General features: G+C 48.5%; 15 protein-coding genes, 1 tRNA gene, 1 pseudogene and 1 CRISPR repeat array. Of the genes and pseudogenes, 9 read left to right on the forward strand and 8 right to left on the reverse strand.

Annotation, left to right across the window (positions count from 1 at the left end; translation table 11 throughout):
* Window positions 1-41: 41 nt before the first annotated feature.
* A CRISPR array of direct repeats spans window positions 42-604; the repeat unit is 36 nt; unit sequence GTTGCGGATTGGTCACCGGCTGGGGTTTGTTACACT.
* Window positions 605-652: 48 nt separating this feature from the next.
* The 3 genes from cas2 to cas9 all read right to left on the reverse strand — a co-directional run bounded on the left by cas2 (window position 653) and on the right by cas9 (window position 5,107).
* On the reverse strand, window positions 653-958 hold the full coding sequence (cas2, locus tag ACN0YR_RS23700) for a CRISPR-associated endonuclease Cas2 (protein WP_417851691.1): 306 nt from the start codon (window positions 956-958) through the stop codon (window positions 653-655).
* Complete coding sequence (gene cas1 / locus ACN0YR_RS23705) at window positions 946-1,884, reverse strand: type II CRISPR-associated endonuclease Cas1 (protein ID WP_417851692.1); 939 nt, start codon at window positions 1,882-1,884, stop codon at window positions 946-948. The genes cas2 and cas1 overlap by 13 nt, the downstream gene beginning before the upstream one ends.
* Before the next feature lie 94 nt (window positions 1,885-1,978).
* Window positions 1,979-5,107 (reverse strand): type II CRISPR RNA-guided endonuclease Cas9, encoded by a 3,129-nt coding sequence (cas9, locus tag ACN0YR_RS23710; protein WP_417851693.1) that lies wholly within the window; start codon window positions 5,105-5,107, stop codon window positions 1,979-1,981.
* Between the two features lie 1,908 nt (window positions 5,108-7,015).
* On the opposite strand from cas9, the gene ACN0YR_RS23715 reads away from it, so the two are divergent.
* The 5 genes from ACN0YR_RS23715 to ACN0YR_RS23735 all read left to right on the forward strand — a co-directional run bounded on the left by ACN0YR_RS23715 (window position 7,016) and on the right by ACN0YR_RS23735 (window position 12,386).
* Window positions 7,016-7,231 carry a helix-turn-helix transcriptional regulator gene (locus ACN0YR_RS23715; RefSeq protein ID WP_417851694.1) on the forward strand — a complete coding sequence of 72 codons (216 nt, stop codon included), beginning with the start codon at window positions 7,016-7,018 and terminating at the stop codon, window positions 7,229-7,231.
* Window positions 7,232-7,328: 97 nt separating this feature from the next.
* The gene (locus ACN0YR_RS23720; protein ID WP_417851695.1) at window positions 7,329-9,587 is read left to right on the forward strand and encodes an AAA family ATPase; all 2,259 of its coding nucleotides are present in this window, start codon (window positions 7,329-7,331) and stop codon (window positions 9,585-9,587) included.
* Window positions 9,588-9,845: 258 nt separating this feature from the next.
* Window positions 9,846-10,061 carry a hypothetical protein gene (locus ACN0YR_RS23725; protein WP_417851696.1) on the forward strand — a complete coding sequence of 72 codons (216 nt, stop codon included), beginning with the start codon at window positions 9,846-9,848 and terminating at the stop codon, window positions 10,059-10,061.
* Between the two features lie 1,015 nt (window positions 10,062-11,076).
* The gene (locus tag ACN0YR_RS23730; protein WP_417851697.1) at window positions 11,077-11,958 is read left to right on the forward strand and encodes a DUF4062 domain-containing protein; all 882 of its coding nucleotides are present in this window, start codon (window positions 11,077-11,079) and stop codon (window positions 11,956-11,958) included.
* Window positions 11,955-12,386, forward strand: a complete 432-nt coding sequence (locus ACN0YR_RS23735) for a hypothetical protein (RefSeq protein WP_417851698.1) — start codon at window positions 11,955-11,957, stop codon at window positions 12,384-12,386. Before ACN0YR_RS23730 ends, ACN0YR_RS23735 begins: the two co-directional genes overlap by 4 nt.
* A gap of 51 nt (window positions 12,387-12,437) precedes the next feature.
* On the opposite strand, the gene ACN0YR_RS23740 is transcribed toward ACN0YR_RS23735, so the two are convergent.
* On the reverse strand, window positions 12,438-13,058 hold the full coding sequence (locus ACN0YR_RS23740; protein ID WP_417851699.1) for an SOS response-associated peptidase: 621 nt from the start codon (window positions 13,056-13,058) through the stop codon (window positions 12,438-12,440).
* A 130-nt stretch (window positions 13,059-13,188) separates the two neighbouring features.
* On the reverse strand, window positions 13,189-14,085 hold the full coding sequence (locus ACN0YR_RS23745) for an FRG domain-containing protein (RefSeq protein WP_417851700.1): 897 nt from the start codon (window positions 14,083-14,085) through the stop codon (window positions 13,189-13,191).
* 1,116 nt (window positions 14,086-15,201) lie between these two features.
* Between ACN0YR_RS23745 and ACN0YR_RS23750 the strand changes: the two are divergent.
* Window positions 15,202-15,987 (forward strand): annotated as a pseudogene (locus tag ACN0YR_RS23750) (tyrosine-type recombinase/integrase); the annotation flags it as partial.
* A gap of 168 nt (window positions 15,988-16,155) precedes the next feature.
* Here ACN0YR_RS23750 and ACN0YR_RS23755 read toward each other — a convergent pair.
* Window positions 16,156-16,229, reverse strand: a tRNA-Val gene (locus tag ACN0YR_RS23755).
* 468 nt (window positions 16,230-16,697) lie between these two features.
* Between ACN0YR_RS23755 and ACN0YR_RS23760 the strand changes: the two genes are divergently transcribed.
* Entirely contained in the window at window positions 16,698-17,747 is a 1,050-nt protein-coding gene (locus ACN0YR_RS23760; RefSeq protein ID WP_417851701.1) for a rod shape-determining protein, read from the forward strand.
* A 136-nt stretch (window positions 17,748-17,883) separates the two neighbouring features.
* Window positions 17,884-18,828: a rod shape-determining protein MreC gene (locus tag ACN0YR_RS23765; protein ID WP_417851702.1), complete on the forward strand. Its 945-nt coding sequence runs from the start codon at window positions 17,884-17,886 to the stop codon at window positions 18,826-18,828.
* A gap of 185 nt (window positions 18,829-19,013) precedes the next feature.
* Here ACN0YR_RS23765 and ACN0YR_RS23770 read toward each other — a convergent pair whose 3' ends face one another.
* The gene (locus ACN0YR_RS23770; RefSeq protein WP_417851703.1) at window positions 19,014-19,214 is read right to left on the reverse strand and encodes a hypothetical protein; all 201 of its coding nucleotides are present in this window, start codon (window positions 19,212-19,214) and stop codon (window positions 19,014-19,016) included.
* Between the two features lie 358 nt (window positions 19,215-19,572).
* The gene (locus ACN0YR_RS23775; RefSeq protein WP_417851704.1) at window positions 19,573-25,191 is read right to left on the reverse strand and encodes a right-handed parallel beta-helix repeat-containing protein; all 5,619 of its coding nucleotides are present in this window, start codon (window positions 25,189-25,191) and stop codon (window positions 19,573-19,575) included.
* 455 nt (window positions 25,192-25,646) lie between these two features.
* On the opposite strand from ACN0YR_RS23775, the gene ACN0YR_RS23780 reads away from it, so the two are divergent.
* The gene (locus ACN0YR_RS23780) at window positions 25,647-25,883 is read left to right on the forward strand and encodes a hypothetical protein (RefSeq protein ID WP_417851705.1); all 237 of its coding nucleotides are present in this window, start codon (window positions 25,647-25,649) and stop codon (window positions 25,881-25,883) included.
* The last annotated feature ends 250 nt before the right edge of the window (window positions 25,884-26,133 follow it).

Here is a 26,133-nt window from a genome sequence, read left to right on the forward strand (position 1 = left end):
TTTGTTACACTTTGCGTTTGCTGGAAGTCTCCAGCCCTTCGGTTGCGGATTGGTCACCGGCTGGGGTTTGTTACACTGTTCAAGAGAGAGTTGATAAGCACTGGAGTGTTGCGGATTGGTCACCGGCTGGGGTTTGTTACACTTTGCGTTTGCTGGAAGTCTCCAGCCCTTCGGTTGCGGATTGGTCACCGGCTGGGGTTTGTTACACTGTTCAAGAGAGAGTTGATAAGCACTGGAGTGTTGCGGATTGGTCACCGGCTGGGGTTTGTTACACTTTGCGTTTGCTGGAAGTCTCCAGCCCTTCGGTTGCGGATTGGTCACCGGCTGGGGTTTGTTACACTTTGTTAAGGTGTTTACCAGAACGTGCCGTGTTGCGGATTGGTCACCGGCTGGGGTTTGTTACACTTTGGGAATTTGACGTAAGCAGATATTCAGGGTTGCGGATTGGTCACCGGCTGGGGTTTGTTACACTAATCAAAATGTATAAACCTGAGAAAGGCTAGTTGCGGATTGGTCACCGGCTGGGGTTTGTTACACTTCTACCCGTTAACTACCACAACGGGAAATGGTTGCGGATTGGTCACCGGCTGGGGTTTGTTACACTCGTCCCTCTGCAAAGTGTGATGCCTGAATGTGTTGCGACAGAATGGCATCAGAAGAATTCAAGCTGTTTGACGGGGCTTTCTGGAGGTTTGCGGATTTTTCCCCAGAAAATTTGCATCCTCTCAAACTGTTTGTCGGTAAGTGTGAGAACACGTACTTCACCGTCTGGGGGAATGTTGCGTTCAATTCGCTGCATGTGAACATCGGCATTTTCTTGACTGGGGCAATGGCGAGAGTAGACGGAATACTGCATCATCATGAAGCCGTCTTCAAGCAGGAAACCGCGAAATCGTGCGTAGGCTTTGCGTGCTTGTTTTGTGTCTGTCGGCAAGTCAAACATTGTTATGACCCACATGTTTCTATATCCATTAAGCTGCATGATACCGGAAACTCCAACTGGTTTCTGGGGTCTTCAAGAGATCTCACGAAAGAGGCAACATATTTTTGCAGGGCAACCATGAGCGGTCCCTGTTGGTCATTTACTTTGCAGGGAATGGTCAGTAACTCTAGAAGTACTTGCTTGGTGTATTGATCGAGGTCGGTGTGTTCAGCGAAGTAGAGTTCTCGAACGGACTGGTCTACCCACGGACGGAGCGGCTCAATTAAATCATCGGCCAGGCAGAACGCATTGGAACGATTGGAGTGCTGTACTCCGAGAGCAGGGTGCAGCCCAGCTGCCACAATCGCACGTCCTAAAGCGGCTCTGAGGATTGCATATCCGTAATTCAAAAAATTGTTCGGAGCATGCCCGTTCCTGAGTCGACGAAACGTGTTATGCGGTTCACGGTCCGAGTCATTGTAGAGCCAGGACTTCCAATAGATTTTGGCAGCTTGAGCTTCGCGGTTTGTCGAATCGCCTGATTTGACTTCACTGGCAAGGTTTCGCAAACGCTTATATTCGGGGGATGTGGATTTCAGGTTTTCTGCCTGAGCGTTAATTTTGGCAATGACGATTTGCTTCCAAATTCTCTTCTTCGTTGGTTTGGAAGCTTTAACTTGGAGGTTCAGACGTGTAACGACTTGCGTGTGATCACTCATCGGAAGCAGCATCGACTGTGGGAGATGATTGGCTCCGCAGAGGACAACTACGGCTCCGCATTGTGCAGCCGTGGTTAATGCAGAATGCGTGTATGTCGTCCCGGGATGATCGATCAGCAGAAGTCCTAAGTCTTCACAAGGAATCTGCCCAGCGAGTTCACCATTATGGTGCAGAAGAAGTTGACCATGCCGAATCGAAAGGTGCATGGCCCGCTGCGAAATTTCTACCGTACGTTTGATCATTAGGCGTCCTCGTCATGTGGACGCCTCCTTGCGAAGGAGAACTCCTGATATTGATTATAGGTCGTAGTTCTACTATTTGCGCGGAAATAATTTGTTAATCATTCGCCCAGCGAATTCTACCAATGGGGTCGATAGTCACCTTGTGTACAGTTAGTGCAAAAAGTGAGTTGGGGTACTTTGTGAGTTTTCCAATCTTTCCTCCTGATTTCCCTGCCGCATAATGATGGCGAAATTCCATTTGCTGAGTTGTTGAAGGGGCTGTCACAAATCGGAACAATTCATTCTTGCCTTCGTTTTCAACCAGCAACATTTCATTTCCGCTGAGGCTGAATAGGAATCTGGCCGATGGGATATCGGGATGTGTGCGTTGGATTACAGGCTTCTTCTCTCGAAGACGTTGCATGGCTTCCATCATGTTGACGAAACAGGCTGTTCTCTTCGTGTTGCCTGTTTCGTCTTCGTATTCAAACAAGCAAAGATGGTGTGTGTTTCCAGGTTTGATAAATGCCGATTCTCCTCGAATTGGCTGGACGGTCGCGTCCTTCTTGGTGAATCGTACTTTTTTGATCGGAACAGTTTTCGCCTTGTCCATATAGAGTGGTTCAATCCAGACATCTTTGTGTATCTTCGCTGAGCCTCGACCAATGCTGATGCCATGTTGTGCTAGTCGCTTAAGTACAATCTTTTTTACCGCAGGATCGCGGATGTTCTCAATCATCGAGGGAGTGAGCGCCTCCAGTGGCTTTCGAACCACAACTACCCCTTCTGATTCTGTTTTGCCATAGATTGTATCTTCGTGTAGTTGTCCGGATGCCTTTCGATTGACTCGAAAAGAAACATTGATTTCCTCAATCGCATTCGAAACATCGTTGCGAAAGCCATCCCAAGGCTCGACCAACTTCGAGAGTTGATTGCGTGTTTTTGAAGAAGTGAAATTTCCACTACTGTCACCATATCGTTCTTTGATGGCAAGGTTTGAAACATTGTGGATTCGCTTCCGGTTGGATAGAGCGACAACTGCGGCATCAATAGCGTGATGCCGGTGGTCGAGGCGATTCTTCTCACCTGGCTTGAGGTCTTGAGCCTGTTCCCAAGCGGGGCTGTTTGAGAGTTCACTCAAGATGGTATCAAGCCCCCAGAGGCGTCTGAGTTGAGAAGTTTGAATCCCTTTGACGGTTTCTACTTCTGCTCCAAGTGTTTCAAGGAAGGTTCGCACTTGAGTGGAGATGTAAGAAGTGTCAACAATTTGGCGATTCGAGAAGCCTTCGTCGAGGTTGTCCTGAAAGAATCGCTGAAATTTCGGGTATCGTAACTTTCTGGCTCGTTGCAGTATTTGTTCATAGGCTTCTGGATCAGACTCTGCGAGCCACTCTTTCGGAAGCTGGTTGCCTTTGTATGCATTGACATCACGAAAGCAAACCACCTTGTTCATCTGCGAATTATCAAGACTGCGGGAGTACGGAAGGATGTGGTCGATATCGACCTCTCCACCGAGCAGCTGTTGCATCGTAATCACTCGCCCGCTGTAAATGCACTGCTCCTCTTGCTCCTTCCAGAGGCGGTATCTCTCAATGGCTTCTCCCGTGACTTTCGCACCATATTTCCGGATTTCATCAGCTGCGTAATTTCGTTCTTTTTCATTGTCTCTTTGCTTTTTAATGCCATCAGCACGTTGTTGAGCCGTACCGCGTGCTTCGCGTGCAAGTTCAACACGCACAGTTTTGAGAGTGTGCCCCTCCTTGTAGACCAGTTCACGTAAGATCGCGTTGACGACTTTTCGAACCTCGTGCAGGGCCTGCCGCACAATTGGGTTCGTCAGTTCGGGTGGCTGATTCAGAAAAGGAACTTGTTCGCCTTTTTTCTTCCAAGGTGGTGTGTAGCCAGCATGATGGTAGGCACTGGGAATTGATTCATCCCGACTAGTAATTGGCATTCCCTGTTCAACAAACGGAAGGAGTTTTTTAATCGCTTTCAGCGAGTAGCTCGCATAGCCACTTTCAAGCGGAGTCTTTTCAAGAAGAGGAATCGTCAGTTCTGGATCAATTCCGACTTGCTGAAGTAGATCGCGTAGTCGAGCCTCGTTGTCTTCGATAATCGCAGCGACGATCCAGTCTTTAAAATTGTCGTCGATATCCCACCATTGTTTACCGATTAACGCTTTCTTACCTTGCCCGAAGGCATAGTCAATCGGTAGACCGTGCAGTTTCTTGCGACCAGCTCGTTCGAGGTTGAACATAATGTTCTGGTGCTTTTCGAATAGATGCTTTTTTAACTGATCAAAAGTTGCCTCTTTCTTCTTGCTCAGGAATTTAATCAGTTTTTCTCGTTCTTCCGGGCTGAGTTCACGTTCTTCACGAGAAGTGAGATCAATAATGCGAAGGTTGTTGACTTCTTGATGTAGTCGCATTTTCTGCACTCGACGATCCGCTCGTGGGGCGCGTGCCAGTCGCGGTTCGAGTTCGCAGCGACCAACCAAGCCGGGAGAAGGTGGTTTGATCTCGCGCTGAAAGAAAATCTTATCGGTGATTGTCGCTTTCAACTTGTCAGTGAGCAGTTCTGGATGAAACTCACGTTGCGATTCCCAGATCGTATCGAGTTCCTGCTGATACATATCTCTGCGGGTATGACGACCTCGTAGACGGACCGTATGGAAGCGTTTTGGGTCACCATCACGGAGTTTAACGAGATACTCACCGAGGGTTCTAGACTTGGTTGCTTCGATAGCGTTTTGCAAATCGCTGATTTCGCCGAGCATCCCCTGGGTTTCTTTCTCCTGATCACGATCTGCCTTTCGGTTCGAGAGGAACCCACGACGTTGACTGAGATGCAGAATTGCTCGACCAATTTCAAATGGTTCCAGTTGTTCATCGAGAGCCTTCTTCCGCAAACTGTAGGGGTCACTTTGCTTGAAGGCTTCTGTTTCCCACTTGACGCGACTCGGATCTTCACGAGGGAGCAACAGGCACTTTGGTAGCAAGCCGCTTTCAACAAGAATGGCTTTCAATTGTTTGCGACGGCGGGCGCGTCTTTTAGTGAGTCGGCGCGAAGATCGGGCAAGTCGTCGTTGTTCGTTCTTCGACTGCTCACTTCCAGAAGTGTCTCGGTCAACACCTTCCGGAAAAATGCGAACACCAGTTCCGTGGATTTCGCCAGTTTCCTCATCAACTAGAAACCAGCCGATGGATGTTGTTCCGATATCGAGACCGAGGGTTAGGCCCGTCATGGTCGTTTCCTAATGTTGCTACAGATAGAATTGATAAAAAATTGAGATGGAATGAGAAAAATTATTGTGTCAAAAACTTGACAAAGTTCCAACTGTACCGTTAAAGTTATCCATAGGTGTAACAAACCTCAGTCGGTGAACTTTCCTTTTCGCAACAAAGATGAAAGATTTGCAGACACTGCTCCACGGAGCATTCGCCGTAGCTCGTGAATCGAACCTACGGTTTTTTTATGCGCTGAGTTCTCCTTGTCCAGTAGGAAAAGTTGTTACTTGCGTGCATGAAAAATTGCAATAATCAATGCTTGAGAGCCAAAATGCTCGGTCACTAGGAGTATTGATTTCGTATTCAGATCATCAATTCTGATAAATTGATGGTTTCTTGTTTGCTCTAATAGTTGAGGTGTTGGTCGGTATTAGAATCGGTGTCTACCCTAGTGCCGAGATATTTTCCCTCTCTCGCATTCATATTCATTGAGTTCCTCTTGTTGCGTTTCTCATTCTCCTTCTGGGTTTTACATTGAAGGCCAATTCCATTTCGTGTGTCTCTCGCAAGTGTTGAGTTTTCATTACAGTTCTTGGAAACCGCTCTCGTCTTTTTCGGCGTCACATTCTGCTATACCTCATAAATGTGCGAGCAAGGTTGTTTTCTGTTGTTTGGTCAAATTCATTCTCGCGACTGAAGAAAATCTCGCGAAGTCATCGCCGCTATGGTTCAGCATCAATCTGTTCAATTCTCAACATTTGCTCGCTTCTGACATCAGCCGTCTTCTGGGGCCGAGGAGCACTCGTTTTCGATTGTCTTTCTTGAGAAGTTCACTTTATGTCTACCAGTTCGTTGCCTGAACAATTTCTAGTTCCCTACAGGGCTACTTCAGTTACGGAACGGAAGAAGGAACCCTACTTCGAAGAACTCATTCAGACCTATTTAAGACGACTCAAAAACAACTCTCTCATTCAAACGCAATGCCGGCGGTTTTGAAGCCTCCTTTTCCGTTTGTCCTGGAGCATAGTTTGATCGTGCTGTCGACATGATCCGAGGAGATCTTGCAATTGCGGGAATCCCATTTGAGACCGAAGAAGTCCAACTCGATTTCTTTTCAATGCGTGATTCTGATGTCAGCAGACTCGCTTCAGCTGGCATTCATCTGAATATGGCTCAGAAGTTGGGCCGGCATTCCGAGATCAATCGGACGTTGAGCATTTGCACGCATGATTGGATGAACGATCTTCTCGTAGCCGTTGATTCCGTCCTTTCCCCGGTTTGAGGCGATCAACCGGAGAAAAATGGTTGCCGGTCTGAACGGTACTCATCTCGATTTGATGAAAAAAATCCAAAACAAATGGGGCTGGCCGAACTCGAAATCAACGGATTATGAGTCCGCTATGTCGGATGTCTTTTGCAGGAAAATAAAGCAAAGTTAAAGGCGTTTGCGTGTCCATTTTCCGTGGGATGTCGTGGTTATTGACTTGCCAGTGACCAAATCTGTAACCAGGAAAGTAAAGCACTTTACCGCAACTTGATTCCCGAAACTCTTTGGGAAATTCTTTCTCGCATCTTTTCCGTTCTCGGAGAACATTCTTGAAAAAACTTTCGCTCATTTGCTTTAGTTTTCGGTTGTTCAGCCAGTAGTGATAGAGAGTCAATACATTTTCTATCGTTCGAGGAGGTGGAACATCGTAAGTACTTTTAGTTCAACTGACTGTGACGAACTTGTCGGTAGGTAATGCGACAGAACTTTCGGCATGCCATTTTGGCGCCCGGTTACATTCTGTACTAGTAATAGAGGGTTGCATGTTCTTGTACCGGAAAGAAAACAGCGTCACTGGCTCGAATCATTATGAAGGTATTCGCCAGCAGCGTTTGTGGAACAATTTTTTTACCAACGATTATCGAGGGGGAGTAGAAGCGTGAACAGTAGTAACTGCGACTCGAAGACTTATGACACTGAGCAACTCGCGAAGGCCCTTGGCTGTTCTTCGCGTCATATTGCCAACATGGATGCAGGAGGTCTTTTGCCGGCACCGATCCGGCTCGGACGGCTCAAGCGTTGGCCTATCTCTCAAATTGACAATTGGATGAAAGCCGGGAGCCCTTCCCGCAAAGAATGGGAAGCGAGTCAATAAGCATAGAGCCGGCTTTCTATCAGGACATTCATATAGCCGGATTTGCGTTCCGCCTTTTCTTCTTCTTTGAACCGAATAGTAAAACGGAAATCACTTGATGGCAGATCTCAACACTTACCAATCGCAGGCCCTTGAGTACCAGCGGGCCGGATTCTCAGTTATTCCTGTCGGAGAAAACAAAGTGCCGAAACGGTCTTGGAAAGAACGAACCAAACAATTGCCGACTGATGCGGAAGTCATTGAAGACTTTCGACAGCCAGCGGGCATCGGGATTGTTGCTGGAAAAGTTTCAGGGAATCTCGAAGTTATCGACATTGACATTGAAGATATGGCCGAGGCCGATGCTTGTAGAGATTCCTTGTTATCTAACTCTGTGAATGCTTGCAAAAAACTAGGAATCGACTGTTCGGGGTTGTCTGGAATTAGCGTCAATCGCACGCCTCGTAATGGCCTGCATCTTTTCTATCGTTGCATAGAGCCGGTGAGTGGCAGCCAGAAACTCGCCCGGCACAACGGAAAGCGAGTCGATTCAACTGGAGAGCACGACAGCACAACTGGTTATCACATCGAGACACGTGGGGAAGGCGGTTATTGTCTTTCTCCAGGCTCTGCCGATTTCTCGCATCCGTTGGGAGCCTCGAAGTATCAGCACATTGCAGGGCCGAAACTGATTGACCTAAAGCCCTCTGTCTCTCCCGAGCTTCGTGATGTCTTACTCTGCGAAGCAAAATTTTTAGGGATTGACGGAGACGGCTTCGAGGATGCCCAGTCAATGCAGGCTGCAATGTCAGCCAAACAGGATCAACAGCCGGCAGAAGCGGAGAGGGCCTCAGTCACCCTCAGTCCGATTCGAAATACAAACGTCTCTAATAATATTATGATGACATGGGCCGAGATTTTAGAGCCTCACGGATTCACTCAAGCTGAAACCGTAGACGGGGTGACGTACTGGAAACGACCCGGCTCAAAGAACAAGCATTCCGCCTCAACTAACTATCAAGGCACTGATCTCTTCTATCCTTGGTCACCGAATTGCCACCCAGCATTGGAGGCCAACCGAGGCTACAACAAATTGGCAACATATACAGCCCTCGTTTTCGGAGATCATTCGTCAGAGGCATTCCGTTTAGCTGCTCAACAGTTGCGGTCTGATGGCAAATTGGCGAATGGCCAGCTTGACCATATCGACATCAGCGAAGCTTTACGCTGTAAAGAACAACCGGCAATAGACTTCTTTGAGTTCGAATCTTTTAGCGAGTTTATGAGCAAAGAAGAGGAGACCGAGTACTTATGTGAGGAGATTATTGCGAAAGGGCAATCATGTGTCATTGCCGGCCCTCAGAAGAGCCTCAAAACGGGAATTGGCGGCCTTGACCTAGGGTACGCCCTAGCAACGGGCGGATATTTCCTCGACGTTTTTCCATGCCCTCGACCGGTTCGCGTCGGCATTATGACAGGGGAATCCAATCGACCCAAGATTCAAAGGGTAATGAGAACGAAATCCCAATCTCCGTTAACCAGTCCGCGATGCGAGCCAATGCTTCATATTACTCGAAAGCTTCCTGATTTTTCTCAGGAACAACAACTCAGACACTTGGAAAATTCCATAAGCCTGCATGGCCTTGAAGTTGTCATCGTTGACCCGGTCTATCTTTGCCTCGGATCATACGCCGATAGCACTTCAAACGTTTCGGCTATGGGGAACCTCTTGAGATCGATTGACGAGATCACTCAACCAGTCGGCTGCACTCCGATCATTCTTCATCACACGAACCGAAAGCATGAACCCCATAAGCCGCTCACATTGAGAGACATTTCAGGAGCGGGCTTTGCGGAGTGGGCGAGGCAATGGATTCTTTTAAGCCCTCGGAGTGACTTTGATCCAGCAACATATCAGCACAGTCTTTGGATGGTTGCTGGCGGCTCAGCCGGACATGCCGGCAAATATGCCGTTGATGTTTTCGAGAAGGGAGAAGACGGAGAATGGGCCTGGATTACCGAGGTACGATCCGAGGGGGAAGAGAAGGCGGCCTACAAGGAAAGGAAAGAGCAGAGGAAAGAAGACGCAGAAAAGGCCAAGTCTGAAGAGTTTGTGAGGAATCTTAAAATGGCAATCGTGAGCAGAGAGGACGGCTCAACGATCAACGATATCAAGCGCTACTTTAAGGAGAATGGCTTTCCATTGAGAAGCCGCATCAACCGAGAAAAGCTGGACGATTTCGTGGAATTCGGCTTCGTGAAAAAAAAGAGAGCCAAGCGAGGGAACAATCAGAATGTAGATGCCTATTTCCCAGCCGATGAATGGGCCGAGCCTACTGAACAACCTTCCGAACAGGAATCGAAATCCTGCAAGTGATTCAAAAAGGATTCGCTTGCCTATTGCGAGCGAACAGCGAAACAGCACACCCGACCCCAAGGAGGTGTGTGTTTAGATGGAGCGAAGTAGTAGTAGTTGACTACCTCTGTATATAGGGGCTGATTCCACTACTGCTACTCTAGAAGTAGTCTCAAACCTATGGAATTGCGACCTTTCTCTGTACCGGAGAAGCGAGCAGCAAGTTTTGAGACCAGATCGAGAAGAATCGGCCCCACAACTTTAGGAGTACTAGAAACTATGTCACACGCCATTTCAGTCACAACTGCGGATCGGGGGCCGGCAACGATCCCGATTCAGACGATCCGTCTCGTTCGTCAGGGCGAAAAGCGAGAAGCGATTATCGTATTCAACGACGGTAGGGAGGTTAACGTGAAAGAGTCCTACAAAATCGTCAGTGAACAGCTTACAGAAGTTCGAGTTTGGGGAACTATTAGCATCGAACAAGTCTTCTAAGTGTAAGCGAAATTCACTGGATCCGTTGCACGAAGTTTCATCAGGCCGCAAACGGGTCCTTTTTGGCGTTTCGGTCGCTTGCGGGGCATGCGGAGGTGCCGGAAATGTAGGTAGCTACATCCTTTCATTCAGGTTTTATTTTCGGCATCCCACCCATTCCGCCAACGTTCGACGAATTCACGAATCGTGACTCACTAAGAGTTCACCTGATTGCGAATCTTCCAGTTTTAGCCGGCCTGGTCTCACAGTCGGGCCGGATTATTTCCTCCTTAGAGTGGGAGCTCTCAATGAAAACAGCTAAGAACGAATGTGAAACCCTGAACTCATTTATCATGAGAAATTCGACAGAGAAACACATCGAGGAAAAGCAGAAAGGCATTGGGCGAGTGCGACTCAAAGACCGGCTGCCACCAAGGGGGCGTCTTGGTTGAACATGATCTCTCTGCCGAAGCTCGAGTCATGAGACACACTCCAACCATGGAAGCCGAGGAATCAAAATTTGTGATCGTTGGGGAAAATCCATTTAGGGATGTCTCTCTGATGTCGGTCCTCGACCTACAAAGGATCATTCTTTGGATAGAATCAACAACGATGGGGGCAACGAGCCTGAAAATCGCCGGTGATTTACTCGCACTGAATAGGCCAGGAATTAAGAGAGCGATTGAATCCTTCTCTCAGGTATCATATAGAATGCAACTGAGGTTCAGACTATTTTGTGTACTTTCAACCTCTGGATTGTCATCTCAATTGAAAGGGCCGACTTGTGGGGTTCGAACCAAATCCTAGGTACTTGACGGAATGCATTCTATGTGGAGATTCGCAAGGAGGGGCGACCGCTGGTTTATCTGATTACCACCAGTACGATTGTCCAAACTGCGGAAAATTCCTCGTCAGTGAGGTCTTGTCTGAGTTGAACTGGGATCAAGTGCGGAGATTTCAACAACTTCATTTGGTTTCAGGAGTCGTGAGAAATCATTGGGAGAATCTGCGACGACGAAGGCCAGGAAACTCTGAATTGATAAGAGTTGAAAACTATGAATCACTTGAAGAGATTGCCGCATTGGCTCCGAAATCACCCAAGGAAAAGTCTTACTATCTATTAAAATCCTTGATTGATCGCACGTCGATATTCGGAGATGAGTTGGAACTAAAAAAAGAATTGTGTGTTCTCTGTTTCGCACAAGACGTTTCCGAGTTGAACAACTTTGCCAGACATCTTGACTCTCAAGAGTATGTGAAGATCTCAAATGATAATGATAGCCCCTTCACATCACAGCGAATTCCATATCTGAGGGCTGGTGTAACAGCAGATGGATTTGATTTTTTAGGAGATGCTGCTAACCCTCTTACGATCTTCATCAGCTCTACAGTCTACGACCTCCTCGACTTGCGAGCAGAGTTAGCCGAGCATCTTGAGTCAGCCGGTCATATCGTTCGCATGTCAGAAGACTATGAGCGGTTCGATGTTGATCAGAAGTCTGACTCAATCCAGCAATGTCTTAACAATTTGAAGGCCTCGGAGGTCATTATCTGCCTCCTTGATCAACGTTTTGGAGGAGTGATCCAAGACCATGCAAACGAGCACTGGAACGGGAAATCAGCGACTCAGGTTGAATATGAGTATGCCCGCAAACTTGACTTGCCGGTTTATGCTTTTATTCGTGACAAGGCTGAGTTAGACGCCGGCCTTATTCGTAGCGGAGACGGAGATCGCACACGCTGGATCGAGGCAAGGGGGAGAGTCGAGATCAAGGCTAAGTGGCTAGAGTTCTATGACTCACTCGTGAAGCTCAAAGGAAATCCACAAGAGCCGAACTGGTACGATCCATTTCGAACCTCAGTTGATCTCAAGAAGCTTGTTGACAAACGACTCGATGATTATGTGAAAAGCCGATGAAACTTGAACCGCTCCAAAGTTCGCCGATCCTAAAATATCGCAAAATCGTCTTTCCGCCTTTGATCGCATTGATCGTGGGGTATGTCGGCTGCACTGTAGATGTTTTCTGGATCAGGACAAAAGCTTATGACACATATAAGCCTGATCAAAAACTGTACAAGCAGGTCGGGTTTGGTCTCGTTTCTGGCAAGCTCGGTTACATGATACTCCGGAAGACACCAGAAAGTGTCCCCTTGCAGTTTTCTTTCAAAACTCACAAACCAATAATCGAACCTGCCATCAGAATCGAAGACCACTGGGATTTTAATTCGTTCTCAATTGCGTCTTGGTTTGTGGCGTTGGTTGGATTTTGCCTCTATTGGCTTAGACAAATTATGAGATTGGCTTTCCTGAGGCTTTGGGAACAACCAACAACGGAGCCGCTTTGATATGTTCAGGTTACTGAATCTCTTATGAGTTTGACGGTTGCTAGGCCGGCTTTAGTTTAGGCAATCGGGAGATTCATTTTTCACGTTGCCGACACATTGATTTGCAGCGACAACCTCAATGTCCATTTGCCGGCCTTGGACGATTTCTTCGATGATGTCGTTTCCATCAATCGAAGGATCGGCCCAAACGTCATAGGCATCGGGGGAAAGGATCACCGGCATTCGATCATGATATTCAGACGCAATACCATCAGACTGAGCTGTGAAGATTGTAAATGTCTCTATGTCTCGCCAGGCCGACCACAGGCCTGCAAATGCGAAAGGTTGATTGTCGGGCATTCGGAAATGGAAAGGTTTCTTCTCTCTCCATTCATACCAACCGTCAGCGAGGACAAGGCAACGTTTACTTTTGAGAGCCGGCTTGTAGCTCTTGGCAATCTGCTCGGAGCGAGCATTGATCATGCGATAGCCGATCTTCTCGTCCTTTGCCCAGGGAGGAATGAAGCCCCATCTCATGAGACTCAGTTCCCTTGAGCCTTCACTGAGCCGGATGACAGGATTCATCTGAGTTGGTGCAATGTTGAATCGAGGTAATAACTCAGGCTGAGGCTCAACTCCAAAGACTTCAGCAAGTTCCAGAGGATTCATTCGAAGCGTATAGCGACCGCACATAATTTCGATCTAAAAAAAGTTGCCGGAAAATCAAATTCGGACATCACTAAGGAAACCAGTGATAAAGGAGATGTAGTTGGTGTACAAAAACTGTTCGAAGTGGTGGGCTAATCGAAGACTGATTGCTTAGTTAGTCATTTTCTTTGAGATCTTGCATTACTGTTTCAGACGCACCGCGGAAATCTGGGAAGTATTTTACGGTATTAACGCCAACTCGTCGGAGTTTTTCCCGCAATTCTTTCAATTTAGAATAAGGTAGCGTGAATTTGTGGAAAAAATAGGTGCCTGAATCGTTGCCGAAAATTTTGTTTATGGTGCAATCAAGAGACACAGTGTCAATGGCCTTTCTTCCTTCATTTATTGTTGGAGGTCTCCATAACGTGAAAACGCCTTGTTGAGCCCTTAAATTCACATTAGTGGAAGCTGGCGCTGTCACTAGTTTCAGGTGGTTTTCGGACTCATGGAGTTTTAGGGATTGGAGAACAAAATTGTCGTAATCAAAAACCCAAACTGCGATTTTGTTGTCTTCAGAAGAACTATGATTCTTTTTTTTATCTTCCTCTTTGATTGCTCCCTCTACTGCAAAGTACATAGAGACTAACGGGTCGCGAGACCAGTCCAACAATCTTGTTGGAATCCCATAATGCTGGGCTTGGCCAGTCAATGGAAGTAAATTGTCAGGGGGCCAAAAATTGCCTGTCCGGAGTGATACTAAGCTGATACGTTTGTCATGCCGCATCTCATCTGATTGGAGACACCGACGAATTTCACTGTCGATTTCAGGCATTGGCAATCCTTGAGAATCGGCATGCCTAAAGAAAGAAGCTAGTACCTTCGGCTCAAATAGTATCAAATCTCTTTCAAAGTGTTTTCTTCCTCTAGGTAAGTAAGTGTCAGTTACTGATTTCCGTTTTGAGCTTGGCACAAGCCTGTGTTCATTATCTCCCTCACCGACTGAAACACCTCGATACAGAAATTTTACAGAGTAGCTTCCGAATCCGTAATCACTGATGAGAAGTGACTTCATGAAGTCATCAACACTCTTGCAATGTGTCGTTTTAACTACGTTTAATTTGCTTACGGTCACTGGTCAATACCTGTCGTTATCGCGGAGGTAAAACTCTGTCGGTTATTCCATCCTAGTGCAAAATTAAGAAGCTATTCCTCTGGCACAATTAGCGTTTCAGTGATTTTCACATTTCCCGACTCGGCAGCGGCAAGGATGGCTCTTGCTCGTTTTCGGCAGACTTGGAGCATCCATTGTTGAGCAGTAGTAAGCCCCTCAATCTGAGCGACCTGATTGAACAAATCGGCGTCCTCATCAGAACATCTGATGTTTAACTGCTGTCCTGTTCTTGTTGGTTTCTTTTTAGCCATGGGTAGATTGTGGTCTCGAAAGATACGATCTTGCAAGCGAAGAGAAGCTTGGACTGCAAGGTGGAACCTATGGGTGCCGAGTGGTATCCATTGATATGTTTTCGGTGTGGGAGTATGATTAAACGATGCAAGCTTCAGGGCAATTCAGATCACCGAGTTCGTTCGGCATTCGAGCCCTATGGTGGTCGCTGGTACTGACTGTTGAATGTTTTATCACTGTCAAGATGATTGCGGGCCGGTGGTTTCCATTATTCGCAGAGAATTGCCTCATTACGGACCTTTGAATCGGGCTCTCTCGGCCTGCAAATGGGGGTTGCAGAAGCATCACAGGTTACATGAAGCAAATAAAACGAGCCTCAACCAGGGGCGGGCCAGCTCCTAGGAGGCTCTCACTCCAACAAGTACGGGCCTGAACTTACTGGAGTGTCTTTTCATAATAGGCAGCAGCCAAATACTTTCAACAAGGAATCTCATGGCATCACTGAACAAGCATAATGGTGGCTGGAAAATCCGATTTAAGAATTCAGCTGGCAAGCAATGTTTTTTATTTCCGGGCAAGATGCCAAAGAAAAACGCTCAACAAGTAAAGACTCACATTGAGGCTCTTGTGTCAGCTCAGCACTCCTCAACAGCAATTCCGGTTCATACCGCAATCTGGCTCCGAGACTGTGATGAGAAGTTTCTCGCGAAGCTTCACAAGCTCGGCTTGATCGAGAAGCCAAAGGGGCAAAGCTCTGCACTCAATATCGAGGCTCTCTGTGATCGAATGCTCGAGGGCCGATCAGAGATCAAGGATTCAACTCGGAAGGTCTGGAAGCGATGCAAGAGACTACTCCTTAAGTGCTTTGACGGCTCAAAGCCGATTGACTCTTTCACAATTGGAGATGCTCGAGATTTTCGCGAGTTTCTAATTGCAGACGGAAAGGCCGAGAATACAACTCGAAAAATGTGTTCAGTAGCTTCTCAGTTCTTCGAGGATGCAGTTGAGAGGGAAGAGATCTCCAGGAATCCATTTAAATCAAAAGTCATTCCGAAGACTGTTCAGCCGAATCGGAAACGAGATTTCTTCATCACTCGCGAAATGGCTGAGAAGGTCCTCCAGGCTTGCCCTGATCATGAATGGCGGTTGATCTTCGCTCTCAGCCGGTTCGGAGGCCTACGCTGTCCCTCGGAAACTCTCTCTCTCAAGCTGAGCCATGTTCAATGGGATCAAGGCCGACTTATCGTTCCGAGTCCTAAGACTGAGCATCATGAGGGCAGAGAACAGCGAATCATTCCAATCTTTCCAGAACTCCGGCCCTACCTAGAGGAATCATACAATCAGGCCGGCAAGGATCAGGAGTATTTGATCACTACTTACCGCATGAGCGAATCGAATCTTAGAACTCACCTAAGAAGAATCATCCAGAGAGCCGGCCTGGAGCCTTGGGAAAAGACTTTCCACAACTTGCGGGCAACTCGTCAAACGGAACTCGAGGAGGAGTTTCCTACCCATGTTGCGTGCTCTTGGATCGGAAACACAAAGGAAGTCGCCCTAAAACACTACCTCCAAGTGACAGAGAAGCATTTTGAGAAGGCTTTAGAAAGGGACACAATTAGGGACATGAACACAACGGAACAGGGAAGAATAGAGGAGAACAGAGAAACCGATTTAGGTGACAAAGACCGCAATAAACACGCGAAATTGCATAAAAAATGCCGTTCACAAGGAACGGCAAAGTGGTCGCATCCGGACTCGAACCGGAGACCTTCTGTGTGTAAAACAGACATTCTAACCAACTGAACTATGCGACCGGACGCATTCTAGTTCTGCATTGAGATCGTGGCAAGTGGGTCGGTTTGAGATTCATGGCCGACTTCGATTTCGGTGTCTGACTCTTTCAGCTCAGGTGAATCGCAACGATTTCAACAATATTGCGAGGGATGGATAAGTTGCCGGATGGATGTCACGATCCTTTGCTCAGTCAATTTTGTGATGTTCACCAAAGCGTCGTGGCGGATTTTCTGCTTCTCGCTCCCCTAAAAAAGTTATAGTGGGACGATTCTTCGCAAAGTCATGCAGCCAAACAGGTTGTGGCTGCTGTGTTTGTTTTGATTGGGAATCGGGAGCATCATATTGAGTTCCAAGTGATTGGCAGGTGCTTGATCTCATCTTGCTCTGAGCTGCTGAATACCGGTACAAATTGCCGGTCGAGCAATGGATGCTCCTCTCAGTTCAGATCGGATTGACCAAAATTTACTAGGGATGGACTTCAAGCAAGGATGCTGAACAGGCTGCGAGACTGGTTTTGTCCCGATCTCGGGATTGACCTCGGGACGGTGAATACACTGATCACCGTTCGTGGAGAGGGTGTGGTCGTTGATGAGCCAACAGTGGTCGCTTTGGAAAAGAAGTCGCGTCAAATTCTCGGTCGGGGAGCCGCTGTCGGGAAGTTGGCAAAGCAGATGATTGGGCGAACGCCCGGGTCGATTGAGGCAGTTAAACCGGTACGGCATGGAGTCATTACCGACTTTCAGTTGTGTGAGCAGATGCTCCGATATTTCTTTCGAAAAGCTGCCGTACAGAAAGCTGGTTTGCGACCACGTGTGGTGATCGCGGTCCCTTCTGGAATCTCACCCGTCGAAAAACGCGCGGTCTTTAACTCTGCTGAACGGGCCGGAGCTGGTCGGATTTACCTTATCGAAAAGGCCAAGGCTGCGAGTATCGGGGCGGGTCTGCCGATCTCTGAACCGCTGGCAAGTATGATTTGTGACATCGGAGGGGGGACGACGGAAGCTGCGATTCTGAGCTTGGGGGAAATCGTGGCGAGCCGGTCGAGTCGCATCGCTGGCGAAGCGATGGATGAAGCAATCGTCGATGCCGTCCGACAGCGATTTTCTTTGCGAATCGGGATGGCAACCGCCGAGCAATTGAAAATCGAAATTGGATCTGCCTACCCCTTGGATAACGAATTAACGACGGAAGTCCGTGGGCTGGATAGTATCAGTGGGATTCCACGCAAAGCGATAATCACCAGTGAAGAGTTACGACTGGCGGTGGAAGATTGCCTCTGGAAAATTGTGAACAACATCAAAGCCACTATTGAAGTTTGTGATCCCGAACTGATTGGAGACCTCGCCGATACAGGAATCATCCTGACTGGCGGAGGCGCCTTGTTACGGAACAGCGATCTTTTCTTTAGTGAGCATCTGGGCGTGCCCGTCCGCGTTGATCCTCAACCATTGACGACAGTTGCTCGAGGAACAGCAATCTGCCTGGACCATCTGCAACACTGGCGTCGTCGTTTTCAAACAGAAGGCGTTGGATTTTGATTTGGAATCGGGAATTCTCGGTTTACACATTTTAGAACTGATCCTGAGACTTGAAATTGCTCTCTCAAACGTTGAGAAAAACGGCTATTCCAGAGGTTTTCGGACTGGTTCTAATCAAGATTGAAGTTGAGTCACCATGAATGCCTCGCGTTGGCAATCTCCGTTCTCGATTTGGCTAGGCTGGCTGCTGGTTGTCGCGTTCCTGTATTTTGGGCCTGCGACATTTTCGAATCGATTGTCGAGTGCCATTCTGAGCGGGGCAGGGTGGTCGTTGACGACATTGAATGAGCTGCAAGAGTGGTCAAGAAAATCCGTGTCTGTCGAGAAGGGTACTCAAGCAACAAATGTTGACGCACAACAGTTACGCTCTCTCGAACAGCAAAACCGCGACCTGGCAATGATGGTTGCGAGCTTGCGAGAACAAAACGTTCTTTTGAACTCATTCCCTGCAGGACCTGAGTTCTCAGAAACTCTTCCGCTCCGAAGAACAATTGCAGTTTCAACGAATGTGATTGGCTCGCGCGGAAATGAATCGCAGGGAGCGCTGCGGTTACTCGTTTCGCTTGGGGAACGTGAAGGGATCGCTGAAAATGAACTTGTTCTGGACGGTGTCGGGTTGCTTGTTGATCAAGGGGCTTTGACTGGATTGTCAGCTGACCAACTTGTTTCTTTGGGGAAATCTCTTTTTGGCCGGACAGTTCAGGTGGGGAAGTGGACCACGCTTGTTCAGCCGGTGACTGATCCTGACTTCCGAACTGCGGTGCGGTTGGTCCGTTCTTCTGAATTCGGAACGGTGATGGGAGCGCGAGGAATCCTGAAAGGGACCGGCGACGGTTGCGAAATGATTGAAGTGGTCGGCACAGAACCCGTTGCAGTGGGGGATCTCGTCTATACCGATACTCTGGTTTCGCCAACTTCGGTCCCTGTTTATTGTGGACGAGTGACGAATGCCTCGATCGCAGCCAATGCCGCCCACTGGACCATTCATGTGAGTCCAGCCAGCTCGATTGAGTCGACCCCAGCCAAGCTGACGGTGTTGAAGACTGATCTCAATCTGCGCGCCGAAACGCCATCGCCTTGAAAGAGAGCATTTTCAGCGCTGGTCGTGCCCGTGAAGTTCACTCTCATGGCTTGGTAGACTGCTCGCCTTGAGGCAGAGCAGAACCGTCAATTCAAAATATGCGAAAGTCTGAACGAGAGTCTGAAATAGTCGGGATTCCTGCTTCGAGTTCTGGCCTAATTTCTCCAGGTTTTCGTTTGCTCGCTCTACTTCTTTTCGTAAACCGCAGCGGAATAAGCGGAGAAGATGTGCATGAGCCAACCGAGGAGGAAAATCCAGAGGATGACGTCGATCACAAAGTGAATCGCTGCCGCAAGCATTCTTCCCTGAAGAAGTTGGCCTAAGCCAAGAATAAAGAAACTACACAAGGCAGCGAGGACATTTCCATCACTTCCACGGGTGCTCATAGGTGGCATTCATTTCTGTTGAAAGGATCATTGTTCGCAGTTCTACTCCCTGCGAAGGTTCCTTGAAGTTTTTATCGATAAGGCGTTGAAGTCAAGGGGCTGGTCTCCGTTTTTTTGTTCTGTCTCCTCGGCAATCACCTCCATCTCTCACCTCAACCTCATTGGTTTCCTGTCACTTCATGTGGATGAGTTTTTGGGTGACGAAGTTCCGAAGATGTCAGCCTGGGCAGAGCGTGAAGTCGTTTCAACAAGGGAGAATTAAAACGGGGAGAATCAAACAAAAAAAGAGCAGCAGGATTTGGTCCTGCTGCTCTTTGGTTTCGGTCTGTTTCAACTGATATTCGTTGAAACGATCGGTTTATGGGACATAGGTTGTGGTATCCCAGTTGAAGAAGAGTTCTCCGAACTCAAACCCGGTATTGATCGGAGCTGATGAGTTGAAGGTCGATCCGATGATGTCAAACTCGTTGCTGGTCCCATCTCCGGTGAATCCGATGATGCTGGCTGCCGAAACTCGGAATGTGCTCGTTCCCATTCCCGGGTAAAGGTAGGTCAGACCAGGTCCAACGAACGGTGGGAGTCCATCTCGGCTGGCGAGACGTTGTGCATTTCTGCGTCGAGTCGAAATTCGGAACGGTCCTGCGAGGTCTGGAGCCGCGATACTTCGAAGACGTGATTTGAACCTTGGTTCTGCATTGTCGTACCAGGCTCCCGTGTTGGTGACATCGATCGAGTTTCCTGTGTTCCCGGTAAAGACGAGGTCGAGTCGGGCCAAAGGATCGCTAAAGTATGAATTGACTGTGAACTCGTTCTGATTCCATGTTCCGTTTGTGACAGGTGGATTCGCTGTTGAGCGGAATGATTCGAACCAGACATCTGTTCCAAAGTTTCCGGAGAAGACGTTGTCCGTAATGTTGGCGATCACTCCACCGAATCCATCGCTGGCATATCCACCCTCAAACGTTGTTCCTCTACCACCGTCGCTGGTTCCGACTCGCATGACGAAGCCAGTTGCATCGAACTGTGAGCCGATTCCGTTGTTGTTGACGATGTTGTTGTCCATGTTGAAGAGCATTCTCGGATCAGCGAAGATTGAACCGTTTGCCTGCATTCCATGGGTTTCATCATTAAGTGGGTTGTTGTCCGGTGTCGGAGCATCTTTGAAGTTATACTGTGTTTCGTCCGAGGTGTTGACAACGTAAACACCTTCGCCATCGTTCACGGTAATCGTGTTGTTCAGCAGGTTGAAGACCATGTCTGGGCTGAAACCAGCGTTGAGGATATCAACACCCCGTCCGCGATTGTCGAAGATGACGTTTGTGTCGACGGTGATGTCGGATGACGCCAGGTTGAGAGTCGCCACTTCGATCCCATCGCTTCCATTCCCTGTGATGGTGTTGTTGGTGATTTCAGACTCGACAGTCACAATTCCATCAGCCCGGATTTCAATTCCGATGTCTGCGTTGTCAGCGATGAAGTTGTTGTCGATTCCGATGATATTCCCGAAGGCCAGTGTACTTTGGATATCGATACCGCTGGCACCGTTGTCAGTGATCAGGTTGTTGTGGATATCAGCAATACCGACAGCTGTGGATTGAATACCAGCTGCTCCGTTTCCTCGAATGATGTTTCCAAGGCTGAAGCCATCTCCATCGACACCGTTCTGGCCAATTTCCAGAAGGGAATCAATTCCATACGATCCGTCCAGCTGAATCCCTGAGCCACCATTGTTGACGATCTCGTTCTGGGTCCAGATCCCGGTAACATTTCGTTGATCCAAGGCTGAGTTGGCTCGGTCTGTGACATGAATACCGTGGCTGGAGTTTGCGTCGATCAGGTTGCTGTTGATGATTGAATCAAGCACAGCGTCTGCTTCGACCCGCATGTGAATTCCGCGGGTGTTGTTGCGGATGATGTTGTCTTGAATAAAGTACGTGTCGGTCGTGTTCGCATTCTGTGACAGAAGGCTGATTCCGTCTCCAGTGTTGGACTCAATTGTGTTTCGCAGAATCGTTCCGTTGATGAATCCATCATCTCTGCGGTTCATTCCGATTCCATCTGATCCATTGCTGGTGATGATGCTGTCTTGAATCAGGATTTCATCGAAGGTGCTGAACTCTGTAGACAGGATGTTGACGCCACGTTGACCGTTTCCATTGATCAGGGCCTCTTCAACAAACAGGTCGACCAGTGAGGTGTTCACAGTTGGTGAATCCGGGCTGGAGATGATGCTGATTCCATGATCTGTGTTGTTTGAAATCGTTGTCAGTCCAGTGAATTCAGGATCGACAGGGCTGGTGACGGAAACACTCATTGTGGACCCGTTAAAGGTTTGTCCACGGTAACCGCTGCCAGCGTTTCCTGTGATCGTTGCGTTCATCAAGTCAATGTTCGCTGCGGAAGTGTCACGTGTGATGATGTTCAGTCCACTGCCTGAGGTACTTGCTGTGTACTCATCACGTGAACTGTTGAGGTTGAGCATCGATGCTCCATGCAATTCACCGCGAAGGTTTGAAGCGAAGTTCTGATCGATGATGTTGTCTTCTAATGTGACGTTGACAACACTGTCTGTCAGGTCGAACTGAATTCCGCTGTTCCCGCCGACACCGGCTTGCGTTACGACGCCTGGATCATCCAAAGGAAGAGTCGAGGCTGCGAGCATGTAGTTTGCGAGTTTCTGTTTGTTTGCTGCAATCGTCGCAGCACTTGGTGCCACCATTTCCAGCTGACTGCCACCAGCAGTTCCTGGAACAAGTGGGAAAGTCTGATCAGCGGCGTTCATGTCGACTATGTAACCAAGGTCACGGAACATGGCAGCTGTGACACGGGTGATTTTCCGCGGAGCTGTTCCAGTTGCCGAGTAGGTCATCAACTCGTCGCCGTAGACCGCGTCATCCCAGTGGGCATAGTCCGATCCAGGGCCGATTCCAGTTTGCAATGGGACGCCTGTATCAGTCAGGTTAAACAGTGCGTTGTGTTCTGCCACCGCATTCGCTCCGGTAAAGAGAGCATTCGGGTAGTCGACTAAACCTTTCTGAGCCCACAGGAAGTCTGTGAATCCCAGGACATGTCCCATTTCATGAATGATGACATCACGAAGTTCCAAAGCTGGCAATGTTGGGAGGAACGAATTACTGAATTGCATGAGTCCCAGGTAAGGAAGCATGTCAGCATCGTTTCTCTGAGCGGTGAATCCAGCTTGTCCCAGAATACCTGGTCCAAGGTCAGCTCCTTCAGCTGTAATGGTGATGTCGTCAATCAGTCCGTAGATCGGATCGACAACATCAGGCAGGTCACCAATGATGAATTCTTGCCAGCGTTGAGCGGCGAAGTTGAATTGTGCTTGCTGTGCCGGAGTCAGACCACCGAGGAAGGCAACATTGATGTTGAACCCACCGATTGGAGATCCGTTCCCTTGGATGAAGTTGTTCGTGATGATCAGGTCATCCATGAGTGAATCGACACCGATGACGTTGATTCCGTTTCCAGCGTTATTGGTCACGTCATTGTTTGTGATGTAGAACTGGTTGTTCGTTGAGTTATCCATGACGAAGGCCATGCCGTCCCGACCGTTGCGGTCGAAGAGGTTCATGTCAAATTCCCAGTCATTGAATGTGGCATCGTTCAGGTAGGCTGCAAAACCGCTTTCCCCGTTGTTGGAGAAAGTATTTGCTCCCATCACGAAGTCGTTCATTTCTGAGTTGTCGACGATGACTGTCAAGCCGTTTCGGCTGTTTGAATCAAACAGGTTCCCTGTGAATCCTGGAATGAATTCCATTGGCTCAAGTGGATCAACCTGTAATGGAGTGTTGATGGTTCCACCATCTCGAGAGGCGAGTAACGCACCAGAGCCAATGTTATTCTCGAAGGTGTTCCGCTGGAATGTTGTCAGCGTGATTTCGCTTCCCATGCCTTCTGCATTGGCAACAAATCCGGCGGAAGTAATGTCCTGGTTATTCGAGAATGTGTTGTCCTCGACGCTTGCGTTAATTGTTCCGCCGTTGATGGCTTCGATTTGCATTCCCGTTTCGTTGAGGTCAGCACTGTTGCCAACAATTCCTGTTGACATTGTCGCTGGATCAAACGGGAACACGTTCGTGGTGTCTGTGAGATCGGAAGGATCGATGAACGCACTTCCATCGCTGAAGACGGGGAGATCAACATCAGGAGCCGTCGGAACAGCGACTGGCAGGTTGTCTGCCATGATGTTGGCCCCATCGGCAATCACCTCAAAGCCAATTCCCATATTGTTGCTTGTGGAGTTACTGAAGAGAGCAAGAGCTCCGTCTCCTGTGAACTCAGCTTGCAGGCCGCCGATTATGTTGTCGCGAAGCACGTTTTCGCTGTAGTGCAAAGATCCCGAGAAGTTTGTCAGTTGTGTTGCGTACTCGGAATTCTCCAGGATGTTGCGGTTGATGCTGACATCAGAAACCATGTCTCCGAAGATGGCACTGCCAGTACTTGCGTTCGGGCCAGTAAGAGTCATCTGGTGATCAATCTGGAAGCCGGCAACTTCGAAACATGTTCCGCCAGCTTCAAGTGTGATGATGTGGTCGTTTCCGACAATTCCACTGCTCGTGAGCAGAGGCAACGGTTGGTCCATCACGAATCCAGGCATCACAAACAGTGTTCCTTCGGATTCGAAGTAGTGTTGAACACTGCTGCTCAAGAGACGTTGGCCACTCAGGAGGCCAAGGCCTGTGTTCAGGTTTGTGTCGGTCTCATCAGCTCGTGGTTGAACGTAGATGATGTCGAATGCACTTTGCTCAGCCAGTGACAGAGCGGAGTATTCTTCGAGTGACATAAACGGATTGCCGACCGAACCGTTTCCAGAAGTCAGATCATCTGGATCAATATGTGCGACATTGTAAGGCAATCCAGTTTTCGGATTGATTGCGATGTTCTGTTGGATTCCGGTTCCAGTGCTGACCGGCATTCGGTAACGGCGAATCACAGAATCTGTGAGTGCGGAAGCGACTGCTGGACGCTTGAACCAACGGATAGGACCGCTTGACGGCATGGTCAGTTCGAAGTTGATCGAGAAGTTCGAACCAAATTCAGGGTCGTTCGTGTACAGTCCGTTTAACCAGAAACTGTCGTTGATCTGTGCTTGAGTTCGGACACTCACACCGGCTGCGGTATCAGTCTCTTCACCCTTGAGGATGTAGAAACCGACTCCGACGTCTACACCGTATCCACCCAGGTAAGGGAATGGAGTTGCGATTTCCGCATCATACGTTTGAAGGGCTTCTTCTGTTCGAATGAACTGTTGAATAGAAATGTTGTTCCCAACGAACGCGTTCTCTCCTTGTCCCACCACGGATGTATTCATCGATTCCCCGACAGGGATCGAAAAGTTCATTCGCATGTCGACATAGCGACCCAGCGATTCGAAACTCCCACCCAACTGGTTGTAATCCCCGTTGTAGGCAGTTTCGTTGTCCCACCAGAAAGAGGCTCCGTAGACACGGTCGTCTTCTGGAATATATTCGCGATATCCGAGACCGAAGCTCGCGGAACCATCTCCACCATCGGAGATGTTCACTCGAGGGTTGACCCACCATAAGGCGCGGTCACTCTCAAACGCTAATGGAATGAACGCATTGAGGTTGGTGTACCCATCCTCAAATCCGTATCGATCCATGCTCGACCGCCCAACACGCCAAAGGATTTCGTCCCTTGGTCTTGTTGCGGCAAAGCCGACGCTTTCGTCCTGCGGGACGAGAGCATTGTTGAATATTGGAGGAGCACCCGGAATAAAGTGCGTTTGTTGCACTCCCGGTGCTGGAACAGCTGCCGAGGCGGAATGATCTTGACCACCAAGTCGTACAGAACCGTAATCCGCCTGGGAAACGGCTCCTCCTTCCGATTGTTGAGCTTCGAAAGCTCCCACATCAGGGGATTGTCCCCACGTGGTCGCCGACAAGCCTAAACAAGCGGTAATAACTTGCAGCCAACTCTTACATGTGTCTTTCATCGATTGCTCCAGCATCCTGCCGTGTTTCAGCCACAGGTCCTTTGTGACTGTGCGTACAGGTCGTTTCTGCGCACTCGTCAACTCGTAACAACCCGCCCCGGTAAAATAGTCCGGTCGTGACGGTTCTACCGGTAATGGTAGTTATCCTGATCAATCGGTTGAGGTCCTCTCTTCAGTTGAGCGGAATTACGGAACAGGTAAGATTTAACGATTGTTCCTGTTTTTCAGGCTCGTCAATTTTCACCGAAGCCGCCCATTCTTCCTGCTTTAACTCAAAGTGAGCAGGGTGGAGGCTGGATGGGTGAGCTCAGAATCGACTCACATTTTATTCTTGAAAAATCTTCAATCGTTGGGAATAAAACGGATCGTCGAGGCCTCTATACTTCCACAGGCACGAAATTGTTATTGCTGCCCGAAACATAACGTCTTTAAATTAAAGACATTAGGAGAAAACGATGAAGAAATTTACTGCTCTGCTCTCAGCGATGTTGCTCTGCGGATGGATGGTTGGATGTGCTCCAAAAGCTGACGATGCAGTACCAGCTGACGCTCCTGCTGATGCTCCTGCCGAAGCACACACTGACGAAGCTCACACCGACGCACCAGCAGCTGACGCTCCTGCAGAAGCACCAGCTGACGATGCAGCAGCACCAGCTGACGATTCATCAGCCGAAGCTGGAACAACTAACTAATCATCTTTACGACAAATTTGTCGTACTGAAGAAAAAAAGCCTGCGAGAACATTCTCGCAGGCTTTTTTGTTTGGTGTGCCGCACTAAAGCATCTTTCGAATTGGTTTGCAGGTTCTCCCTCGTGGCGAACAGCATTTTTACTAGAACCAGTCCGAAAACCTCTGGAATAGTCGCTTGTCTCAACGTTTGAGAGAGTAATATCAGGTTCCAGGACCAGTTCTAGAGAAATGCGTTCTTCACGGGCACACGG

Origin of the sequence: Thalassoglobus sp. (assembly GCF_048270125.1) — a bacterium.
In the GTDB taxonomy this organism is placed as follows: Bacteria; Planctomycetota; Planctomycetia; order Planctomycetales; family Planctomycetaceae; genus Thalassoglobus.